This window comes from Arthrobacter sp. Y3223164, from assembly GCF_059091005.1.
In genome coordinates, this window is sequence record NZ_JBNHGF010000025.1 from 1 (window position 1) to 16,336 (window position 16,336).

At 66.4% G+C, this 16,336-nt stretch carries 18 protein-coding genes; 10 read left to right on the forward strand and 8 right to left on the reverse strand.

Going from position 1 to position 16,336, the window contains the following annotated elements; translation table 11 throughout:
* Together AC5RUJ_RS03075 and AC5RUJ_RS03080 are read left to right on the forward strand one after the other, a co-directional pair.
* Window positions 1-607 (forward strand): P-loop NTPase family protein (locus AC5RUJ_RS03075; protein WP_494155594.1); only part of this gene is annotated, 607 nt, incomplete at its 5' end.
* 177 nt (window positions 608-784) lie between these two features.
* Window positions 785-925: a hypothetical protein gene (locus AC5RUJ_RS03080; protein ID WP_494001544.1), complete on the forward strand. Its 141-nt coding sequence runs from the start codon at window positions 785-787 to the stop codon at window positions 923-925.
* A 50-nt stretch (window positions 926-975) separates the two neighbouring features.
* On the opposite strand, the gene AC5RUJ_RS03085 is transcribed toward AC5RUJ_RS03080, so the two are convergent.
* The 4 genes from AC5RUJ_RS03085 to AC5RUJ_RS03100 form a co-directional block, all read right to left on the reverse strand.
* Entirely contained in the window at window positions 976-4,437 is a 3,462-nt protein-coding gene (locus tag AC5RUJ_RS03085; RefSeq protein WP_494127982.1) for a DEAD/DEAH box helicase, read from the reverse strand.
* A gap of 111 nt (window positions 4,438-4,548) precedes the next feature.
* On the reverse strand, window positions 4,549-4,977 hold the full coding sequence (locus tag AC5RUJ_RS03090) for a hypothetical protein (RefSeq protein WP_494014448.1): 429 nt from the start codon (window positions 4,975-4,977) through the stop codon (window positions 4,549-4,551).
* Window positions 4,978-5,158: 181 nt separating this feature from the next.
* Window positions 5,159-5,575 carry a hypothetical protein gene (locus tag AC5RUJ_RS03095; protein ID WP_494014447.1) on the reverse strand — a complete coding sequence of 139 codons (417 nt, stop codon included), beginning with the start codon at window positions 5,573-5,575 and terminating at the stop codon, window positions 5,159-5,161.
* Between the two features lie 58 nt (window positions 5,576-5,633).
* The gene (locus AC5RUJ_RS03100) at window positions 5,634-6,803 is read right to left on the reverse strand and encodes a glycosyltransferase family 4 protein (RefSeq protein WP_494101347.1); all 1,170 of its coding nucleotides are present in this window, start codon (window positions 6,801-6,803) and stop codon (window positions 5,634-5,636) included.
* A gap of 101 nt (window positions 6,804-6,904) precedes the next feature.
* Between AC5RUJ_RS03100 and AC5RUJ_RS03105 the strand changes: the two genes are divergently transcribed.
* Together AC5RUJ_RS03105 and AC5RUJ_RS03110 are read left to right on the forward strand one after the other, a co-directional pair.
* Entirely contained in the window at window positions 6,905-7,651 is a 747-nt protein-coding gene (locus AC5RUJ_RS03105) for a sulfite exporter TauE/SafE family protein (protein WP_494001874.1), read from the forward strand.
* 109 nt (window positions 7,652-7,760) lie between these two features.
* The gene (locus AC5RUJ_RS03110) at window positions 7,761-7,889 is read left to right on the forward strand and encodes a hypothetical protein (protein WP_493978854.1); all 129 of its coding nucleotides are present in this window, start codon (window positions 7,761-7,763) and stop codon (window positions 7,887-7,889) included.
* A 354-nt stretch (window positions 7,890-8,243) separates the two neighbouring features.
* Here AC5RUJ_RS03110 and AC5RUJ_RS03115 read toward each other — a convergent pair whose 3' ends face one another.
* Window positions 8,244-8,825, reverse strand: coding sequence for a dihydrofolate reductase family protein (locus AC5RUJ_RS03115; RefSeq protein ID WP_494073543.1), 582 nt, complete (start codon window positions 8,823-8,825; stop codon window positions 8,244-8,246).
* A gap of 215 nt (window positions 8,826-9,040) precedes the next feature.
* On the opposite strand from AC5RUJ_RS03115, the gene AC5RUJ_RS03120 reads away from it, so the two are divergent.
* On the forward strand, window positions 9,041-10,342 hold the full coding sequence (locus AC5RUJ_RS03120) for a cell division protein PerM (protein ID WP_494127983.1): 1,302 nt from the start codon (window positions 9,041-9,043) through the stop codon (window positions 10,340-10,342).
* Window position 10,343: 1 nt separating this feature from the next.
* On the opposite strand, the gene AC5RUJ_RS03125 is transcribed toward AC5RUJ_RS03120, so the two are convergent.
* Window positions 10,344-10,754, reverse strand: a complete 411-nt coding sequence (locus AC5RUJ_RS03125; protein ID WP_494001537.1) for a hypothetical protein — start codon at window positions 10,752-10,754, stop codon at window positions 10,344-10,346.
* 41 nt (window positions 10,755-10,795) lie between these two features.
* Here AC5RUJ_RS03125 and purN point away from each other — a divergent pair, with 41 nt between their 5' ends.
* The 4 genes from purN to AC5RUJ_RS03145 all read left to right on the forward strand — a co-directional run bounded on the left by purN (window position 10,796) and on the right by AC5RUJ_RS03145 (window position 13,874).
* Window positions 10,796-11,353, forward strand: coding sequence for a phosphoribosylglycinamide formyltransferase (gene purN / locus AC5RUJ_RS03130; RefSeq protein WP_494050183.1), 558 nt, complete (start codon window positions 10,796-10,798; stop codon window positions 11,351-11,353).
* A gap of 448 nt (window positions 11,354-11,801) precedes the next feature.
* Window positions 11,802-12,233, forward strand: a complete 432-nt coding sequence (locus AC5RUJ_RS03135) for a DUF6318 family protein (RefSeq protein ID WP_494155595.1) — start codon at window positions 11,802-11,804, stop codon at window positions 12,231-12,233.
* A complete protein-coding gene (locus AC5RUJ_RS03140) occupies window positions 12,205-13,131 on the forward strand; it encodes a PKD domain-containing protein (RefSeq protein ID WP_494155596.1) in 927 nt (308 codons plus the stop codon). Before AC5RUJ_RS03135 ends, AC5RUJ_RS03140 begins: the two co-directional genes overlap by 29 nt.
* Before the next feature lie 149 nt (window positions 13,132-13,280).
* Window positions 13,281-13,874 carry a DUF6318 family protein gene (locus AC5RUJ_RS03145; RefSeq protein ID WP_494127985.1) on the forward strand — a complete coding sequence of 198 codons (594 nt, stop codon included), beginning with the start codon at window positions 13,281-13,283 and terminating at the stop codon, window positions 13,872-13,874.
* Window positions 13,875-13,962: 88 nt separating this feature from the next.
* On the opposite strand, the gene AC5RUJ_RS03150 is transcribed toward AC5RUJ_RS03145, so the two are convergent.
* Window positions 13,963-15,315 (reverse strand): MFS transporter, encoded by a 1,353-nt coding sequence (locus tag AC5RUJ_RS03150; RefSeq protein ID WP_494127986.1) that lies wholly within the window; start codon window positions 15,313-15,315, stop codon window positions 13,963-13,965.
* A gap of 143 nt (window positions 15,316-15,458) precedes the next feature.
* Here AC5RUJ_RS03150 and AC5RUJ_RS03155 point away from each other — a divergent pair, with 143 nt between their 5' ends.
* Window positions 15,459-15,890 (forward strand): hypothetical protein, encoded by a 432-nt coding sequence (locus AC5RUJ_RS03155; RefSeq protein WP_494127987.1) that lies wholly within the window; start codon window positions 15,459-15,461, stop codon window positions 15,888-15,890.
* A 104-nt stretch (window positions 15,891-15,994) separates the two neighbouring features.
* On the opposite strand, the gene AC5RUJ_RS03160 is transcribed toward AC5RUJ_RS03155, so the two are convergent.
* On the reverse strand, window positions 15,995-16,336 hold a 342-nt coding region (locus AC5RUJ_RS03160; protein WP_494155597.1), incomplete at its 5' end, for a ComEA family DNA-binding protein.

Below are 16,336 nucleotides of genomic sequence, written 5' to 3' on the forward strand. Positions count from 1 at the left end.
GGCCGGCGCTGGCGCGCGGATCCGAATCCGTACCGCCGATCCGGCGGCCGGGACCAAGGCACTGGAGACACTGGTCGGGATCCGCAGCGACCCGCACGCGGTGGCCATGGTGGGCGGCCGGCACCTGCTGGAAAGCGGCAGCCGCACCCGCCGAAAACTGGTGGGCTACGCCGCCGCGGGCATGTACGTGGAGCGCGGCTCGATCGCCCGCAGCGTGCGGTACCGCCGGCCCGACCTCCCGCCGGACGACGGATCGGCGGCCCTGGAACGCGTCGGCCTCGCCGGCCGCATCAGGCAATTGGAGCGGGGCGAGGAGACCCAGCTCAAGCGCGGCGGCGAACCGTTGACCACCTCCGAGCTGGCCCGGCTGATGCTGGCGAGGGCCTCGCTGGGCGATCCGCCGCTGCTGGTCCTGAACCGGCTCGACGCCGATCTGGACCGGCAGGGAATCGACATGCTGGCGGAGTTCATCCGGGACTACCCGGGGGTGGTGGTGTTCGCCTCCGACCATCCGGACGCGCTCGGCGTGGGGTACAGGGACTGGAACATAGACTGCGCCCACGCGGGCCTGGACCTGGTCTGGCGCCGGCATGCCGGAGGCAGGTGACTGCCCGGGGAGGAAACGCATGGCGGGTCGGCGCGACCCGGCGCTTGGTGGGAAGGGCCGGGCCGGCGTGAGCGGGCGGCGCGTACTCGGCTGGCGCCGCACTCCGGCCGGAGGGCGTGAGCGGAAGCACCAAGCAGCATCCCGCGGTGCACGGGCGGGCGAGGATATCTTTAGTCCGTGGTCAAAGTTGTGGGAATCATTCAGCCGGTGGAAACCAAGGAGTTGTCGGCCGAGGGTGACACGTATGCCGAAGCCAAGGCCGCGATCGAAGCGCAGGTGCCCGAAGGCTGGCGGCTGCTGCAAATCAAGACGCAGTAGGCGCTGAGGCACTCAAAACGCAGTAGGCACTGAGGTGCTGCCGGTGCCGGCTACTCGCCGAACAGCCCGCGGATGTCGGTGGCAGTGAGTTTGGAGGAGAACATCGCATCATCTTCGAGCACCGAGGCGATCAGTTTGGCCTTGCGTTCCTTCAGGGCCATGACCTTCTCTTCGATCGTCCCGCGGGCCACCATCCGGTAGACCATGACGTTCTTGGTCTGGCCGATGCGGTGCGTGCGGTCCACTGCCTGTGCCTCGGTGGCCGGGTTCCACCAGGGGTCCAGCAGGAAACAGTAGTCGGCCTCGGTGAGGTTCAGGCCGAAGCCGCCGGCCTTGAGGCTGATCAGGAACACCGGCGCGTTGCCGTTCTTGAACGTGTCGATGACGTCGGCGCGGCGGCGGGTGGAGCCGTCCAGATAGCAGTACTCGATGCCGGACGCGTCCAACTGCTGGGCGGTCTTCTTCAGGTAGCTGGTGAACTGGCTGAAGATCAGCGCCCGATGCCCCTCGCCGAGGACGTCTTCGAGTTGCTCGAACAGGACGCCCAGCTTGCTGGAGGGGACCGACGAGTATTTCGGGTCCACCAGCGAGGGATCCAGGCTCAGGAGCCGCAACAGGGTCAGCGACTGGAAAATCGTGAACCGGTTCTTGTCCATGTCCTCGACCAGCCGCAGCACCTTCTGCCGCTCGCGCTGCAGGTGCGTGTCGTAGATCCGCCGGTGCTTGGGCGTCAGCTCCACCTCCAGGATCTGCTCCTGCTTCTCGGGCAGGTCGTCGGCCACGGCCTCCTTGCTGCGGCGCATCATCAGCGGTTTGATCCGGTGGCGCAGTTTCTGCAGCAGCTCCTTGTCCTGGCTGCGTTCGATCGGCCGCTGGTACTGGTCCACAAACCGGACCGCGGACGGGAAGAGGCCGGGCGCGACAATGGAGAAGATGGACCAGAGCTCCATGAGGTTGTTCTCCATGGGCGTGCCGGTGATCGCCATCTTGAAGGGCGCGTGCAGATCGCGGGCGCACTGATGGACCTTGGTGGCGCGGTTCTTGACGAACTGGGCTTCATCCAGGATCAGCCCGGCCCAGTCCATCTCCTTGTAGGTGTCGAAATCCAGCCGGAACAGCGTGTAGGACGTGACGATGACGTCGGTGTCCGCCGCGATCTCGGACAGCGGCCGGCCGCGGCCCTGGGTGTCGGTGATGCTCTCGACCCGGAGGTCGGGGGCGAAGCGCCGGCTCTCGTTGACCCAGTTGGACACCACCGAGGTGGGTGCCACGACCAGGAACGGCCGGGCAGTGGCCGGGTCGCCCTGCTGTTTGGCATGCAGCAGCAGGGCCAGGGTCTGCAGCGTCTTGCCCAGTCCCATGTCGTCCGCCAGCACGCCGCCCAACCGGTGCCGCCAGAGGAAGGCGAGCCAGTTGAAGCCTTCGGCCTGGTAGGGGCGGAGGTCGGCGTGCAGGCCGGCCGGCAGCGGGGTCTGCTCAACTGTTTCCAGTTCCAGCAGCCCCTGCACCGATTCGCGCCAGGTACGCGCCTGCACCGTTTCGGTGGCGACTTCCTCAAGGTCCTCCCAGAGGGACGCCTGGTAGCGGCTGATCTGCAGCTGTTCGCCCGATTCCCGGTCCTGCATGTGGCGGGCTTCGTCCACGAGCTGGCGGAGCCGGTCGAAGACCGGCTGCTCCAGCGACAGGTAGGACTTGTCCACCAGCAACAGCCGCGTCTGGCCGCGGGCCAGGGCCTTGAAGATGTTCCCGAACGGGACGGCGCGGCCGGCCACGCGGACCATGACGCCCAGGTCGAACCAGTCGCTCTCGTCGGTCTCCACCGTGCTGATGGTCAGCTCGGGTGCCTCGGTGAGTTCCTGGTAGTCGGGCTTGTCGCCGACAATATCCACGCGCACGCCGTCGAGCTGTTCGAGCGCCGGAAGCGCGTAGCGGGTGAAATCCACGGTGGCCATGTCCCGGAGGGTGCGCGCCGCCGTCGTGCCCACGCCCGGCACCGCCTCGGCCGCCTCCAGCAGGTCCTGCTCGGCCGACAGATCGCGGTAGTGGCTGCCGTCGGGCTGCTCGTCGACCGGCAGGCGCAGCGGCTTGTCCCCGTGGCGGTACTCGAGGTGCCAGCCGAGCTGCAGCACGTTGCCTTTTCGGTAGGAGGCGGTCAGCACGAGCTCCGGGGGGACGATCTCCGGGAAGCTCACCGAACCGTCGCTGCTGACGACGGCGATGCGCTGGCTGAGCACGGGGTAGTAGCGCTCCATGAACTGCTCGACGTCGGCGGCCGGCACCTTCAGGGGGGTGCCGGAGAGCAGCAGGTTCGCTTCCTGGTCGGTCACCGGATGCCCGGTCGGGGCCAGCGTGATGACGGTCTGTCCGTCGACGGCGTAGTGGTAGACGCCGTGCGTGCCGACGATGCCCGCCGTCTCGGTGGGCAGTTCGCGCCCGTCAATCCGCAGCGACGGCGTGAGGACCAGGTCGCCGGTCGCCGGCCCGGTCTCCCCGCCTGTTTCCGGGGTGGGGGCTTCCGCCGCGGCTTCGGCCGCGCGGGCTTCCGTCGCGGCTTCCGGGGTGGCGGCGTCAGCGGAAGCGTCGGCCGGTTCGTCGCGGTGGGCGTCCAGACCGATCACGGCCTGTTCCAGGACCTCGACGACGGTGTCGGCCTTGGCGCCGATCAGGGCGATGCCCAGCCGCTTGGCCTCGGCGAAGAGTTCCCACAAGAGCGGGCTGCTGAACTCGTCGAGGAAGAGCCAGTCGTTGTCTTCGCCGAAGTAGGTGAGGCCGGTGGCCCGGTGCAGCGGCGCGAACTGGCTGAACCAGCGGTGCTGTTCGGGGTCCAGCGGCAGGCCGTAGGTCTTGTAGCTGATGGTGTTCCAGCGCAGCTTGCTGCGGATCCATCGCCCGGTCTCGTTCTGCAGCACCGGACGGACCCCGACGCGCAGCCGGTTCCCGGCCTTGCGCGTCCAGTTCGGGCCCGGCGCGGAGGCCTGCGGCAGGGAGAGGCCCGAGGGCCGGTACTGGCGGTCCTGCCGGCGCCCGGGTTCCAGGAGGTCGAACTGCAGTCCGAGCGGAGACGTACTTTTCGCCTTGGCCTTCGACGGCTTGCCGGTATCCTGCCGGGCGGGGTCCGGCGTTCCGCCGATCAGCCCCTCCAACGAGTCCTGCCAGCCAGCCGGTGCCGGTTCCGGCTCGCGCGCGAAGGCCTGGCTGGAGATGACGTGCTGGCTGTTGCTGGCCAAGAGCACCGCGGCCACGTGCTTGCAGTCGTCGCCCACCGGGCAACTGCAGGAGGACGATGCCGGGCGCCACTGCCCGCTCTTGCCGGTTTCCAGGTAGATCCGGCAGCGGTACGGCAGGGCGGCGGTGCCAATGACCTTGGCGGTCAGCAGCCGGACGGAGGGATCCCAGACGGGCTCTGCAACGGAGCCGTCGGAGGCGTAGATCTTGCCGCGCGCAAAGGCGGCGCCGCCCACCAACCGGATGATTTCGCTGACGTCAACCAGCGGAAAAGTGAGAGCGGCCATGGCTTCCATCATCTCACGCTGGAACCGGCGTCCGGCACCTGCCGCTGGCGCTGTGGACGGGCGAGGACGACGGCGGAGGGGACGCTCCGCCGTCGTCCTGCGCCGCGGAAGTTACAGGGTGGTGAGGACCTTCGGCTTCTTGTCCTTGGTGTCCAGGATCAGCGCCAGCGCGATCCCGAGCAGCCAGACGTCCTTGGCCACGGGGGTGCCCTCGGAGCTGGGGCGGACGCCGCCTTCGGTGGTCATGTGGGGGGTGTTGAAGTACATGGCCAGCAGCGAACCGGAGAATGCGGCCAGCCCCAGGCCGGCCAGCCGGCTGGGCACGAACGGCAGCAGCAGGGCCGCGCCGAGGGCGGTCTCGCCGTACGCGAGCAGCTTGCCGAACTTCTCGGGCTCCATTTCCTTTAACTGGGGGATCGCGCGGCTGCCCATTTCCTGCATCGCCGCGGCACTGTCTCGGTCCAGGTTCCGCTTGCCCAGACCGGAGTTGAGGATGAACGCGCCGGTGGAAAGGCGCAGGGGAATATGGCTCAGTTTCATCGGGACTGTCCTTCTCCGGTAGGTGGCTGTCATGTTCGAGCCTACGGTCCCGCTACAGTGTCCGCTAGGGCCCCGACGCAGGGTCCGCCAAGGCGGGAGCGGGCTCTCGGAGGGAAGCTTGCCGGGCACGGTTCTCGCGGCCTGCACCGGCTTCCGCGCCGTTCTCCCTGGCCGGCGCTGCCTACTTCTTGGCGGCCCGGACCACGCGGGCCAGGGCCCGCCCGGTGATCCAGACCAGGGGGATCAGCACGGTGAACAACGCAACCGTGTTCGGCCGGAACGTGGCGGGTCCGGTGCCGTTGCCGATGTAGGCGCCGAGCGGAACAGCCATCCCGCCGCCGCCTCCGCCGGCAGCTCCCCCGGAGTCGCCGCCGCCGAATCCGTACTGGACCATGGCCACGGGCACCACGGTGTCGCCGCCCACCTGCAGCGGTTCTCCGTAGGTCCGGGCGACACCCAGGGACTTGAACTGCTCGGCCAGCCGCTCCGGCACGGACTGCCCGGCCGAAGCGCGCTGCTCCTGTCCGGTCGGCACGCGCTGCTCCTGTCGCAGGGAGGAGCCGCTGTCGGGCGGGACGGAACCGGTTTCTGTTGGCATGGCCACATCCTAGTCGAGGCAGGGAGGGGGTCCACCGGTCCGGGCCGGGCTGAAGCTTTCACCCGGTGAGAAAGCCGAGCACGCCGCGGGCTTCGAGGTTAAGGGCGCGGCGCTTGACCCGGATGGCCAGCCGGTAATAGTCCACCAGCTGCTCGCAGAGCACCGGCCAGGTGCGGCCCTGCACCGAGTCGAAGGCGGCCCTGCCCAGCGCGCGGCGCTTGGTGTCGTCGCCCACCAAATCCTGGACGTACCCGCGCAGTTGGTCAAGCCTCCCGGGCTCGTAGATCCAGCCGGTCCGCGAGGGATCGACCAGGTCCACCGGGCCGCCGCGGCCCACAGCGACGACGGGCACGCCGCTGGCCATGGCCTCCTGGATGGTTTGGCAGAACGTTTCGGATTCGCCGGGGTGGACAAAGAGGTCGAAGGAAGCCACATGCCGGGCCAGGTCTTCGCCGCCCTGGAAACCGGCGAAGTGGGCGCCGGGCAGCCTCTCCTGCAGCTCCTCCTTCAGCGGACCCGAGCCGACCACCACCAGCCGCGTGCCGGGTAGGTCGGCCAGCACGGCCAGGTCCTCCACCTGCTTTTCCGCCGCCAGGCGGCCCACATAGCCGATGATCCGTTCGCCGCGCGGCGCCACGGACGCCCGCCAGCCGGCGTCGTGCTTATCCGGATGGAAACGGCTGGTGTCCACGCCGCGGCGCCACAGGTGGACGCGGATGCCGCGGCCGCGCAACTGCTCCATGGCGAACGACGACGGCGCCAGGGTCAGGGTGGAGGCCTTGTGAATGTTCTCCACCCGCTGCCACAGCAGCTCCTGCAGCCAGGGCGCGCCGTAGCGGGCCGCGTAGGCGGGCACCTCGGTCTGGTAGACGGAGACCGTGGGCAAGCCGAGCTGCTTTGCGGCCTGCACCGCACGCCAGCCCAGGATGAAGGGCGACGCCACGTGGACCACGTCCGGACCGAAGTCCGCCAGCACCCGGCGGAGGCGAGCCACGGTTCCGGCCGCCACCCGCACGTTGGGATAACCGCGCAGCGGAATGGACGGCAGGCGGTGGACCGGGTAGCCCTCCACCGTGGCCGGGGCGGTGTCCTCCAGCCAGGACGACGCCGGTGCGATCACCAGGACGTCGTCGCCGCGGCGGCGCAGGTGGGCGATGACCTGCAACAGCGACTGGGTGACCCCGTTCATGTGCGGAAGGAACGATTCGGCAACGATAGCTATCCTCACACCGCCCAGCCTGCCCGCGGCCGGCGGCCGGCAGGCAAGCACGTGTGATCGTGTCGGTGAACGGCTGCCTAACTCCACTCTGGGAGGGTGGTCGGGTGACCATGGGACTCCTGGCGCTGATCACCGGCGCAATCTTCTTCGGTTCGGTGGCCCAGCGCATCGCGGGCATCGGGTTCGCGCTGCTGGTCGCGCCGATCCTGGCGATCCTGCTCGGGCCGCACGAGGGCATCATGATGATCAACATCTGCGCCGTCGTCTCCTGCGGGCTGATCGTGCCCCGGGTCTGGCAGGAGATTGACTGGAACCTGCTGCTGTGGTTGTCCGTCCCGGCCGCCGCCGGCACGGTTTTGGGTTCCTGGTTAGCGGTGCAGGTCACGCCTGCTGTGCTCTCCGCCGTGGTGGGCGGGGTGGTGATGGCGGGGCTGGCCGTGGCGGTGGTGTTGGGCCGTGCCGAAGTCACCGTTTCCGGGCAGCTGCCCAAGGTGCTCGCGGGTTTCGGCTCCGGGCTGACCAACGCGCTCGCCGGCGTGGGTGGCCCCACCGTCAGCGCGTACGCCATTCTGTCCCACTGGCCGCCGCGCCGGTTCGCTGCGACGCTGCAGCCATTCTTCCTGCAGCTGTGCATCATCACCGTGGGCGCGAAGCTGGCGGTGGACCCGGGCAGCGTGCCGCAGTTGGACTGGTGGATGTGGGCGGTGATTGTGCTTTCGATCATCATGGGCATCGTTGCCGGCGAACGGCTCGGACGGCGGCTGCGGGACGAGCACGCCAGGACCGCAGTAGTCGTGCTTGCCTTTCTGGGAGCTGCGGGTGCATTGGCCAAGGGGCTGGCGGACTTGATGGCCTGAATCCGGGCCTTTTCCGGTATTCCGGGGAGCAGGAATAGGGGGCTGGCTTTATTTCCCAAAGCGGGTATGGTCTTTAGCAAGACATCCCGCTTGAGAAAGAGGAGCACGAATGTCAGGTAAAACGCCGTCACGCGAGAGTGCCAAGAAACAAGGCAGAAGCATCAAAGAAAAGCGTGCCGAAAAGCGCGAAAAGGCGGTCCTGGAGAACGAAACCGTTCCCAAGCGGCGCAAGCGCTAACACACCGGTAACCTACACCGTCCCTCAAATCGACAGCCCTTGCGGTGCTGCGGTCTAGAGGCGTACGGAATGCCGATGCCGAAAGAATCGTTGAAACACGGTTCTTGCAGACTGGCGGAGCCACGGAAAGAGTCCGCGGAATTTGGTTTCCTGCGTTGAATTTTCGTTGAGCAAATATCCGCCTGCGGGGCGGCCGGATTGATGTCAATGTCATCCGGCCGCCCATTCCATTGTTGAGCCCGACTCTCGAAGCAGTATGAGTTTCCCGGACAAAGCGGGCCGTTCCGAGTTGCGGTGGGGGAGAGCGGCGCGCCGGTGGGAGCGTGGCTGCGAGGTCAGAGGCGTTGAGGCCCATCAGCGGCGCACTTGATAGCGCACGTGAAGCACCCGGTTGCCCTGAATCACTACGTCGGGATCCTCCAGCAGGTGCTGTGCGTGGACCGACCCGAAGTAGCGCTTGCCGGACCCGAATACGACGGGTACGACGTCCATGCGCACCTCGTCGACCAGGCCCGCGGCAAGCATCTGGCCACCGACGTCACCGGCGGCGACCTCGACGACGCGGTTTCCTGCAAGCTCTTGCGCCTTGACCATGGCTGCCTCGACACCGTCGACGAAGTGAAACGGCGCCTCGGGGTCCCAGCCCTCGGGCTCCGGCCGGTGCGTCACGACGACCACGTGGTCGACCCCGCTCGGAGGCTTCCCGTCCCAGCCGTCCGTCAGGTCGAAGACGTGGCGGCCGACCAGCGTCACCCCGATCTGGTCCCAGTACGGCCGGGTGTAGTCGTAGGACGTCTGCGACACCTTTAACTCGCCACTCTCGTCCAACGGGACGTCACCGTTGGACAACCAGTCGAACAGCGGTCCGGGCTGGTCATCCTCGTCCGCGACGAAGCCATCCACCGACACCGAGCTGTACATGACCACCTTGCCCACGGGCTCTCCTCTGCTTCGGGGTGCCCCACACTAGCGTCTCGTGAGCTGGTGCTCCAGCAACAAGCGCGGGAAACTGCAGCGACTCGAACCCGCTGCCAAAGCCCAGCCCGGCACCCGCTGCGTCGGCAGGGTCCGCTCGAGCGCGCGGTGTGCCAATTGCCACGGCACCGAGTCGCTGAACGGACAGGGGCAGCCGGGCTGGCACGATAGAAGCAATGAAACTCACGTCGCGACCGGAAGGCCAGGCCGGACTGCCGATGCCCCTGTGGCTGCAGGGTGTCTTCGAGTTCTTTCAGTGCGCCCTGCTCTCGGCCATCCTGGTGCTGCTGCCGCTGGTAGGTGTGTGGTTCGCGGACGGCTTCGACGACCGCAGCTTCGATTCGCTGGCGCGGCTCGGAGGCCAGGCATGGCTGCTGATCCACGGCGTCCCGCTGGAACTGGCCATCCAGACCGGCTCCAGTTCGGCGGAAACCCTGCGCGGCACGTTATCTCTGGTGCCGCTGGGACTCATGCTCGTTCCGTTCTTCCTCTCCTGGCGCGCCGGACGGCGCCTGGCGAGGGCCTCGTACACCGACCAACTGTGGCAGGCGCTGGGCGGCGCGCTGGGAACGTACGCGGCGGCGGGAGCCGCAACCGCCTACATGGTGCGCACCGACGAAGTGGATATTTCCACTGTGGCCGGCGCGCTCATCCCGCTGCTGCCCGCCGGTGCCGGGCTGATCGTCGGCGCGTACCGGGAGGCCGGATCGTGGGGGCGCTTGATCGGCGTGGATGCCGCAGCCTGGGTCGCCCGCACCAGCCAGCACTCACGCTGGGCTGGATCTTACGTTTGGGCGGCGGTCCGCGCGGGGCTGCTGGCGGTGACGGCCGCGGTGTCACTTTCGGCCTTGCTGCTCGCCGTGGATCTCGGCCTGCACTGGGCCGAAATCGTGGAGATTTACGAACAGCTCGGCGCGGGCATTATCGGCGGCGCAGTGCTCACGGTGGCGCAGCTTGGGCTGGTCCCGAACCTCGTGGTGTGGACGCTGGCATGGTCCTCGGGGGCCGGCTTTGCTATCGGCTCGGGCAGTTCAATCGGTCCGCTGGCCACCACGGTGGGCCCGATGCCCGCGTTCCCGGTGCTGGGGGCGCTGCCGACGGGGGAGCTGTCCTATGGCCTCGCGGCCCTGGCCTTGCCCGTGCTTGCGGGGGTGCTGGCCGGATGGTGGTTCCTGCGCGAGGGCGAGAACCATTTCGACGAGTGGCTCTCCATCAAGATCCAAGCCCGCTGGTTCACCGCACCCGGCTCCACCGTGATCCTGGGCCTGTTCGTCGGTGCTGTCGCCGGGGCCGCGACCGCCGGGTTGGTGTGGCTGTCCAACGGTTCGCTGGGGATCGGACGGTTGACGGAGATCGGACCCGATCCGATCTCGACCGCCCTCTGGGTGGCGGGCGAAGTCGCCGTCGGCACGATGCTGGGCTATGCGGTGGCCCCTTGGCTGGAGCGCGAGCCGGCCAAGTCCCGCAGCCGGAAGTAACCTACGGCCTCAGCAGATCGTTCAGGTTCAGCAGCTCGTCTTCATAGGCGGCCAGGCATTCTTCGCGGGCTGACTGCGTAACGGCCATCTGGTTGCAGGCCTCGAACTCGGCCGTCAGCGGCCAGAAAAGCACCTGCGCCAGCGTGGTCAGCAGGAAAAAGCCGCCAGCACCGACACCCAGTACATAGGTAAGCCGGAGCGAGCCCGGCAGGCCGGCGCGCACCGCTTTGACGAGTCCGATCACGGCCACCACGATGCTGGCTACGGCAAGCGCGGGAGCCACGGCCTTCCAGGGGAGCGGGAGCGCGGTCGCCAGGAACGTGGAAGCCAGTAGCAGCAGCAGCACACGGATAAAGAGCCCCGCCGACTTGGTCTGTTCCTCGGTCGGCGCCGGGCGCGTGTTCTGCAACATGGGTTTAAGCCTAGGCGAGAGGGACGCATAAAGTTGCTTCCATGCGCATTGTGGTCCTCGTTTCCGGCTCCGGCACCAATCTTCAAGCCGTCATCGACGCTATCGGCGACGGCCGCCTGAACGCCGAGATCGTTGCCGTGGGCAGCGACGTGCCCGGTTGCCGCGGCCTGGAACGTGCCGCCGCTGCCGGGATTGAGACGTATACCGTTGCTCCCGAGGACTTCGCCGCCCGGCCGGAATGGAACCGGGCGTTGGAACAAGCCACCGCCGCCTTCCAACCCGACGTGGTCCTGCTGGCAGGGTTCATGCGCATCCTTGACGCCGTATTTGTCGCCCGCTTCGAGGGCCGGCTGCTCAATACCCATCCGGCGCTCTTGCCCTCGTTCCCCGGCGCCCACGGGGTGCGTGATGCCCTTGCGCACGGGGTCAAGATCACCGGCGTGACTGTACATCTGGTCGATTCCGGGGTCGATACGGGACCCATTCTCGCCCAGGCCGCGGTGCCGGTGCTCGACGACGACACCGAAGAATCCCTCCACGAACGGATCAAGGTGGAGGAACGCCAGCTTCTGGTGAAAACCCTCGCCAACTTCGCCTAGCCTCGGCTCAACAACGACGTCGGTGCCTCATCGGGGTTCTCGGGCGCGGTTTCCCTGCCAACAACGTGGATAGGGAGAGCGTTGTCAAGGGACGGCTGACGTTTCTACGTGCCGCAGACCAAACCTGTGGAAAACCTCCGCATCCGCTGAGGCGTCTGGCTAGACTGGCACGCACCTAGCGTCTAGCCGACCAGCACCGGGGGTCTGAGTGAGCCAGCAGCTACCACTCTCAGCAGCAACGCGCGCTGCCCGAGTCCTTGCCCCGCTCCTCGCAGCGGCTGCCCTCGCCCTTTCAGGCTGCACCGGCTCAGCCGGCGCAGAGCCCTCCGCTCCGCGGGAAACCGATACATCGACTCCAGCCAGTGAGACTCCGCCGCCGGTTCCAACCCCGTCAACCGCGTCGGCCTACAAACCTGCAACCGAGGAAGGCCCCGCGGAAAATGTGCCGGTGCCAAAACTCCCGAAAGCCGCCTCGGAGGGGACCGAAGAAGGGCTGAAGGCGTTCGCCGGCTATTGGTACGACTTGCTGAGCTATGCCTACGAGTCGGGTGATACCGAAGAAATGCGACGTATCACATCGAGCGATTGCTCACGGTGTCAGAAAGCCATGAAAGTGATCGAAGACTGGCATGCCGATGGTAGGTGGCTCGTTGGAGGTGCAGTGCAAGCGACTGGTTTCGGAGATGAAATCGCGGTCGATCCGAACGCGGTCTATCAATTGCCGGTGCAAGTCAATTACGATCGCTTATCTTATTACTCTTCAGGCCAGCTCCACGAAAATGAGCAGGCGTCAAGCGGCTCGATTGATTTGTTTATGGCCGTCTTTGAAAAGGGTGCATGGACTGTGGTTGATGTCGGCGTTATCGAGCCAGCTGAATAAGTTCGGAATTGAACTCATGATGCTTCGCGTTTGGATCCTCGGACCGCTGTCGATATTACTTTCCCTTCTAAGTGCTACGTCTGTAACGGCTTCCGATCTTCCAGGCACCGGCAGATTCGATGACGAAGGGATCGCCATAGGCGTCTATCAAAAGTTGCCCGGGACGGAACTGTGGGGCATTTACCCCGCAGTTGGAGAACCATCGAAGGATTTTCGGTTCGAACTGGCTTGCCATGAAGGCGATGACATTGATAGAGGATGCTTACCGGGTGTGCCCTCCTGCGAAGATGGTGAAGATGGGACGGCGGTCGTATGGTCGTGGCGGAGCCTTGCTGCTCCTTCACTCGGATGGACGAACTTGCCAGAGTTTGGATGCATCTATTCCTCTAATCCGGACGACGTTCTCGAACAAATCGCCAGCAGGATAGTTGAGCAATTTCGCACTCTCCCGGTGGACGCTGGAAGGATAACGATCCAACCGAGTCCTCATACCTTGGTTGGTGCCCACACTAACGTTTATGCCACTGCGAGCGAGCAGGATCATCGCATCGTCTTGTTGGGGCAAGATGTAGCTATACATGCAGTGCCGATTGAGTTCACCTGGGACTATGGTGACGGCGCTCGTCTTGGTCCAACTCCAAATCCGGGGGGACCATTGCCCAAGGAGCAGTGGGGCGGTGAGACGCCTACTAGCCATACTTACCGTGAGACCGGCGATTTTCGGATTTCTTTGACCACGACTTTCCGGGGCACGTACAGCGTGAACGGCGGTCCAGCCATCCCAATTCCCGCAACTGGCTCCTTTACGGCTCCTTCTGCAACGATCAGTGTCTGGCGATCGGTGGTCAATAACTACGCAGATAATTGCCTTGAGAATCCCGAGGGTGCGGGCTGTTAGCCAGAAGCCATTCGGTGCTGTGATATGCAGCACTTGAAGCACTTTTTTCAGACTTTTCCGGTCTGCCCGCCGATAGGGTATGTGACGGTGCTGACGCCACCGAGACGAGCGGCAGTCGGCCCTCGCATACCGTTATTCCAGGGGAGAGCATGAAGAAGTTGATGATGTCCGGCGCCGTGATGGCCGTGGCGGCGATTGCACTTGTCGGCTGTGGCAGCGAAGCCGGTGCCGACAAGCCGGCCGACAGCAACAAACCGGTAGCAGCTACCACCGAAGCGCCGGCGCAGAATGTGCGGACTCCGGAGAAGAACGACCGGATGGCCGAGGATACGGCCGAAGGCCTGGCTTCCTTCACGTACTACTACTTTGACGCCAAGAATTACGCGGTCCAGACCGGTGACGCAGATCTGATGCGTGCAGTCGCCGCGGATTGCACAGGCTGCATGGAAGAGGCTGACGCCCTCGAGGCTGTTTACGCGGACGGCGGCTGGATTGCCGGCGGCCAGCCGAAGGCGCTGAACGTTGTGGCGTTGGATAAGGCCAAGGACGACGAAGGCAACCTGAGCGCAGTGGTTCCGTTCATGGAGGATGCCAGCACCACCCTGGACAAGGACGGCCAGACCGTCGAGACCAAGGAATGGGATTCGGACGGAACCATTCTGACGGTGACTGCCAACTATGCCGACGGCGCGTGGTCGATGGTGTCGGTCGAAGAGACGCCGGACGCCGAGATCCCGGAGTAAACCCCGGTCGGATCCTGGCCACGTGCGCCCTTCCGCCTGATGGCGGAAGGGCGCACTGCCGTCTGCGGGGCGGGGCGGGGGCTTTGCACTAGAGAAGTTCGGCGCCCTTGGTCTCGGGGGAGAAGCGCCCCATCCACAACACGGCGAGCAGCACCAGGACTCCGGCGATGGCGAAGGACCAGGCCAGCCCGAGGTAGGGCCACATGACCGAGGCGAAGATGAGTGGGCCGAAGCCCGCGCCGACGCGGGAGAACGTCGATGCCCAGCCGAAGCCCGACCCGCGCAGCTCCGTAGGATAGAGCTCGGAGACGTAGGTGTACAGCACGGGGATGGCAATCTGCACGATCATGCCGTAGGCCAGCAGCAGAGCCACCACCGCCGCGGGGACATCGATCAGAAGCGCGACGACGACCAGCGTCAGTGCGGACAACGGCGCGGTGATGGCGAGGATCCACTTGCGCCCGGTCTTCTCGACGAAGTAGGCGGCGATGATGACGCCCACCAGGCCCACGGCGGCCATGCCCGCCGTGGTCAGGAAGGCCCGCGCTGCGGCGAACCCGGCGTCGATGAGGATGATCGGCATCCAGGTCAGGGCAAGGTAGTAGACCAGCAGGATGCTGAAGAACAAGGCCCACGCCGCCGTCGTAATTTTCCAGTTGAATTTCCAGACCGCGCGGAACTGCGCCAGGACGTTGACGGCCGACAGGCGCGGCGCCTCGCTCGGTTCAGGCAGCCGCCATTCGCGAACGGTTGCGCCGGTTCGCTCGATCATGCTGTTGATGACCTGCTCGGCCTCCGCCGTGCGGCCCCGGCTGACCAGATAGAGCGGGGATTCGGGCACCGACCGGCGGACCCAGAACACCAGCAGCGCAGGCAAAACCATGATCAGCATGGTGAATCGCCAATCGGCCACGGTGGCCATGATGAGGGCCGAGACGACGCCGCAGAGCGCGGCCCCGACAGGCCACCATCCGTCCATGGCAGTGAGGACCCGCCCGCGAAGCCGCCGCGGCGTGAATTCGCCGACCAATGCATAGTCCACGGGGACACAGCCGCCAAGTCCGAAGCCCGCAATGAACCGGAAAACGCAGAACCAAACAAGGTCCGGGGCGAAGGCTCCGAGGACCGTGAAGAGCGAGAAGACCAGCAGCGTGGCAGTGAACGCCGTCTTGCGGCCGATGATGTCGGCAATCGATCCCCAGATGAAGGCGCCCAGGGCCATGCCGATGAGGTTCGCGGTGCCGATCCACGCGGCCTGTGCCGGAACGAGGTCCCAGTGGTCAGACAGCAGCGGGATCAGGACGCCGTTGAGCGTGACGTCCCACGCGTCGAACATGAAGCCGAGGCCGCCAAGCAGGAAGATCTTGCCCTGCACCCGCCAGCGCCAGGGGAGTTCCTGCACGATTTGGTCGCCGGTGGGCAGGTGAGCGGTCTGCGTCATTCGTGGCCTTCCAGGGAGTAGCTATGGATACTTTAGTCGCGGGCGGCAGATGAGAACGTTCTCATGAAGTTCTCCTGAACGTCTCACGGTCGGCGTGCATTGTTGATTCATCAGCACCTCAGCGCAGGATGAAAGGCATCAACATGAACAAGCGCACTCTGTGGATCGCAACCGGAACTCTTGGCATCATGGCAATCGGTGCCGGTGCCGCCGTCGCGGACTCCGGGTTTGGAAGCCAGGATCTGGGCCCGGGCATCGTCCAGGCGCCGGAAGCACCGGCTGTTGCCCCTGTCGTTAGCAGCAGCGTGTCCCCGGCTGCGGTGAATCTGGACCGGCAGGATGTGAAGACAGCGGCCTCCGCCGCTACGGCCGAGAGCCCGGCCAGCCCGGTCTCGGTACAGAGCGCGCCGTCGCCGGTCTCGGCGCAGTCACCCGCCAGCCCGGTCTCGGCCCAGAGCGCGCCCTCGCCGGTCTCGGCCCAGAGCGCACCGTCGCCGGTCTCGGCCCAGAGCGCGCCCTCGCCGGTCTCGGCGCAGTCCGCGGTGTCGGCCCCGAGCGCGCAGAGTGCTGACTAACGGAGCGCCAAATGCTGCCGGGGTCCCGGAGGTTGCCCCGAGCACTGGCGCCTTGGTCCGTGTCGGACGTGCCAGGCGGTACCCGGGCCTGCCCGGGTACCGCGTCAGTAATCCACTACGCGTCCGAACGACGGCGGTGCCTGCGGCAGGCGCCGGCAGGCGATGCGGCCGCGCAGCCGCTGGAAGATGTGCGGGGGCAGGTCCAGAGCGGCGGCGAAGTCCTGTTCAGAGGTGAACCCGCCGCGCTTTTCCCTGACCTGGACGGCCTTCTTGGCAAGCGCACGCGAGAAGCCGGGCAGGGTTTCGAGCTCGCGGGCGGTGGCCGCATTAACATCTACCGGTTTGAATGCGGCATCGGCCGTCGCCCGTGAGGCAGCCGCCGCGTGCCGGCCAAGTGGTTCGGCCAAACCTGGCGCGTCCGGCCGGGCCGCCCGGGGTTCCCCGCC

What these genes read in the sequence shown, in the direction of transcription:
- AC5RUJ_RS03085 (WP_494127982.1), bottom strand. Translation starts at nt 4,437, where the DNA reads ATGGCCGCTCTCACTTTTCCGCTGGTTGACGTCAGCGAAATCATCCGG.
- AC5RUJ_RS03095 (WP_494014447.1), bottom strand. Translation starts at nt 5,575, where the DNA reads ATGCCAACAGAAACCGGTTCCGTCCCGCCCGACAGCGGCTCCTCCCTG.
- purN (WP_494050183.1), top strand. Translation starts at nt 10,796, where the DNA reads ATGCGCATTGTGGTCCTCGTTTCCGGCTCCGGCACCAATCTTCAAGCC.
- AC5RUJ_RS03090 (WP_494014448.1), bottom strand. Translation starts at nt 4,977, where the DNA reads ATGAAACTGAGCCATATTCCCCTGCGCCTTTCCACCGGCGCGTTCATC.
- AC5RUJ_RS03150 (WP_494127986.1), bottom strand. Translation starts at nt 15,315, where the DNA reads ATGACGCAGACCGCTCACCTGCCCACCGGCGACCAAATCGTGCAGGAA.
- AC5RUJ_RS03140 (WP_494155596.1), top strand. Translation starts at nt 12,205, where the DNA reads ATGTCGGCGTTATCGAGCCAGCTGAATAAGTTCGGAATTGAACTCATG.
- AC5RUJ_RS03125 (WP_494001537.1), bottom strand. Translation starts at nt 10,754, where the DNA reads ATGTTGCAGAACACGCGCCCGGCGCCGACCGAGGAACAGACCAAGTCG.
- AC5RUJ_RS03145 (WP_494127985.1), top strand. Translation starts at nt 13,281, where the DNA reads ATGAAGAAGTTGATGATGTCCGGCGCCGTGATGGCCGTGGCGGCGATT.
- AC5RUJ_RS03105 (WP_494001874.1), top strand. Translation starts at nt 6,905, where the DNA reads ATGGGACTCCTGGCGCTGATCACCGGCGCAATCTTCTTCGGTTCGGTG.
- AC5RUJ_RS03120 (WP_494127983.1), top strand. Translation starts at nt 9,041, where the DNA reads ATGAAACTCACGTCGCGACCGGAAGGCCAGGCCGGACTGCCGATGCCC.
- AC5RUJ_RS03110 (WP_493978854.1), top strand. Translation starts at nt 7,761, where the DNA reads ATGTCAGGTAAAACGCCGTCACGCGAGAGTGCCAAGAAACAAGGCAGA.
- AC5RUJ_RS03155 (WP_494127987.1), top strand. Translation starts at nt 15,459, where the DNA reads ATGAACAAGCGCACTCTGTGGATCGCAACCGGAACTCTTGGCATCATG.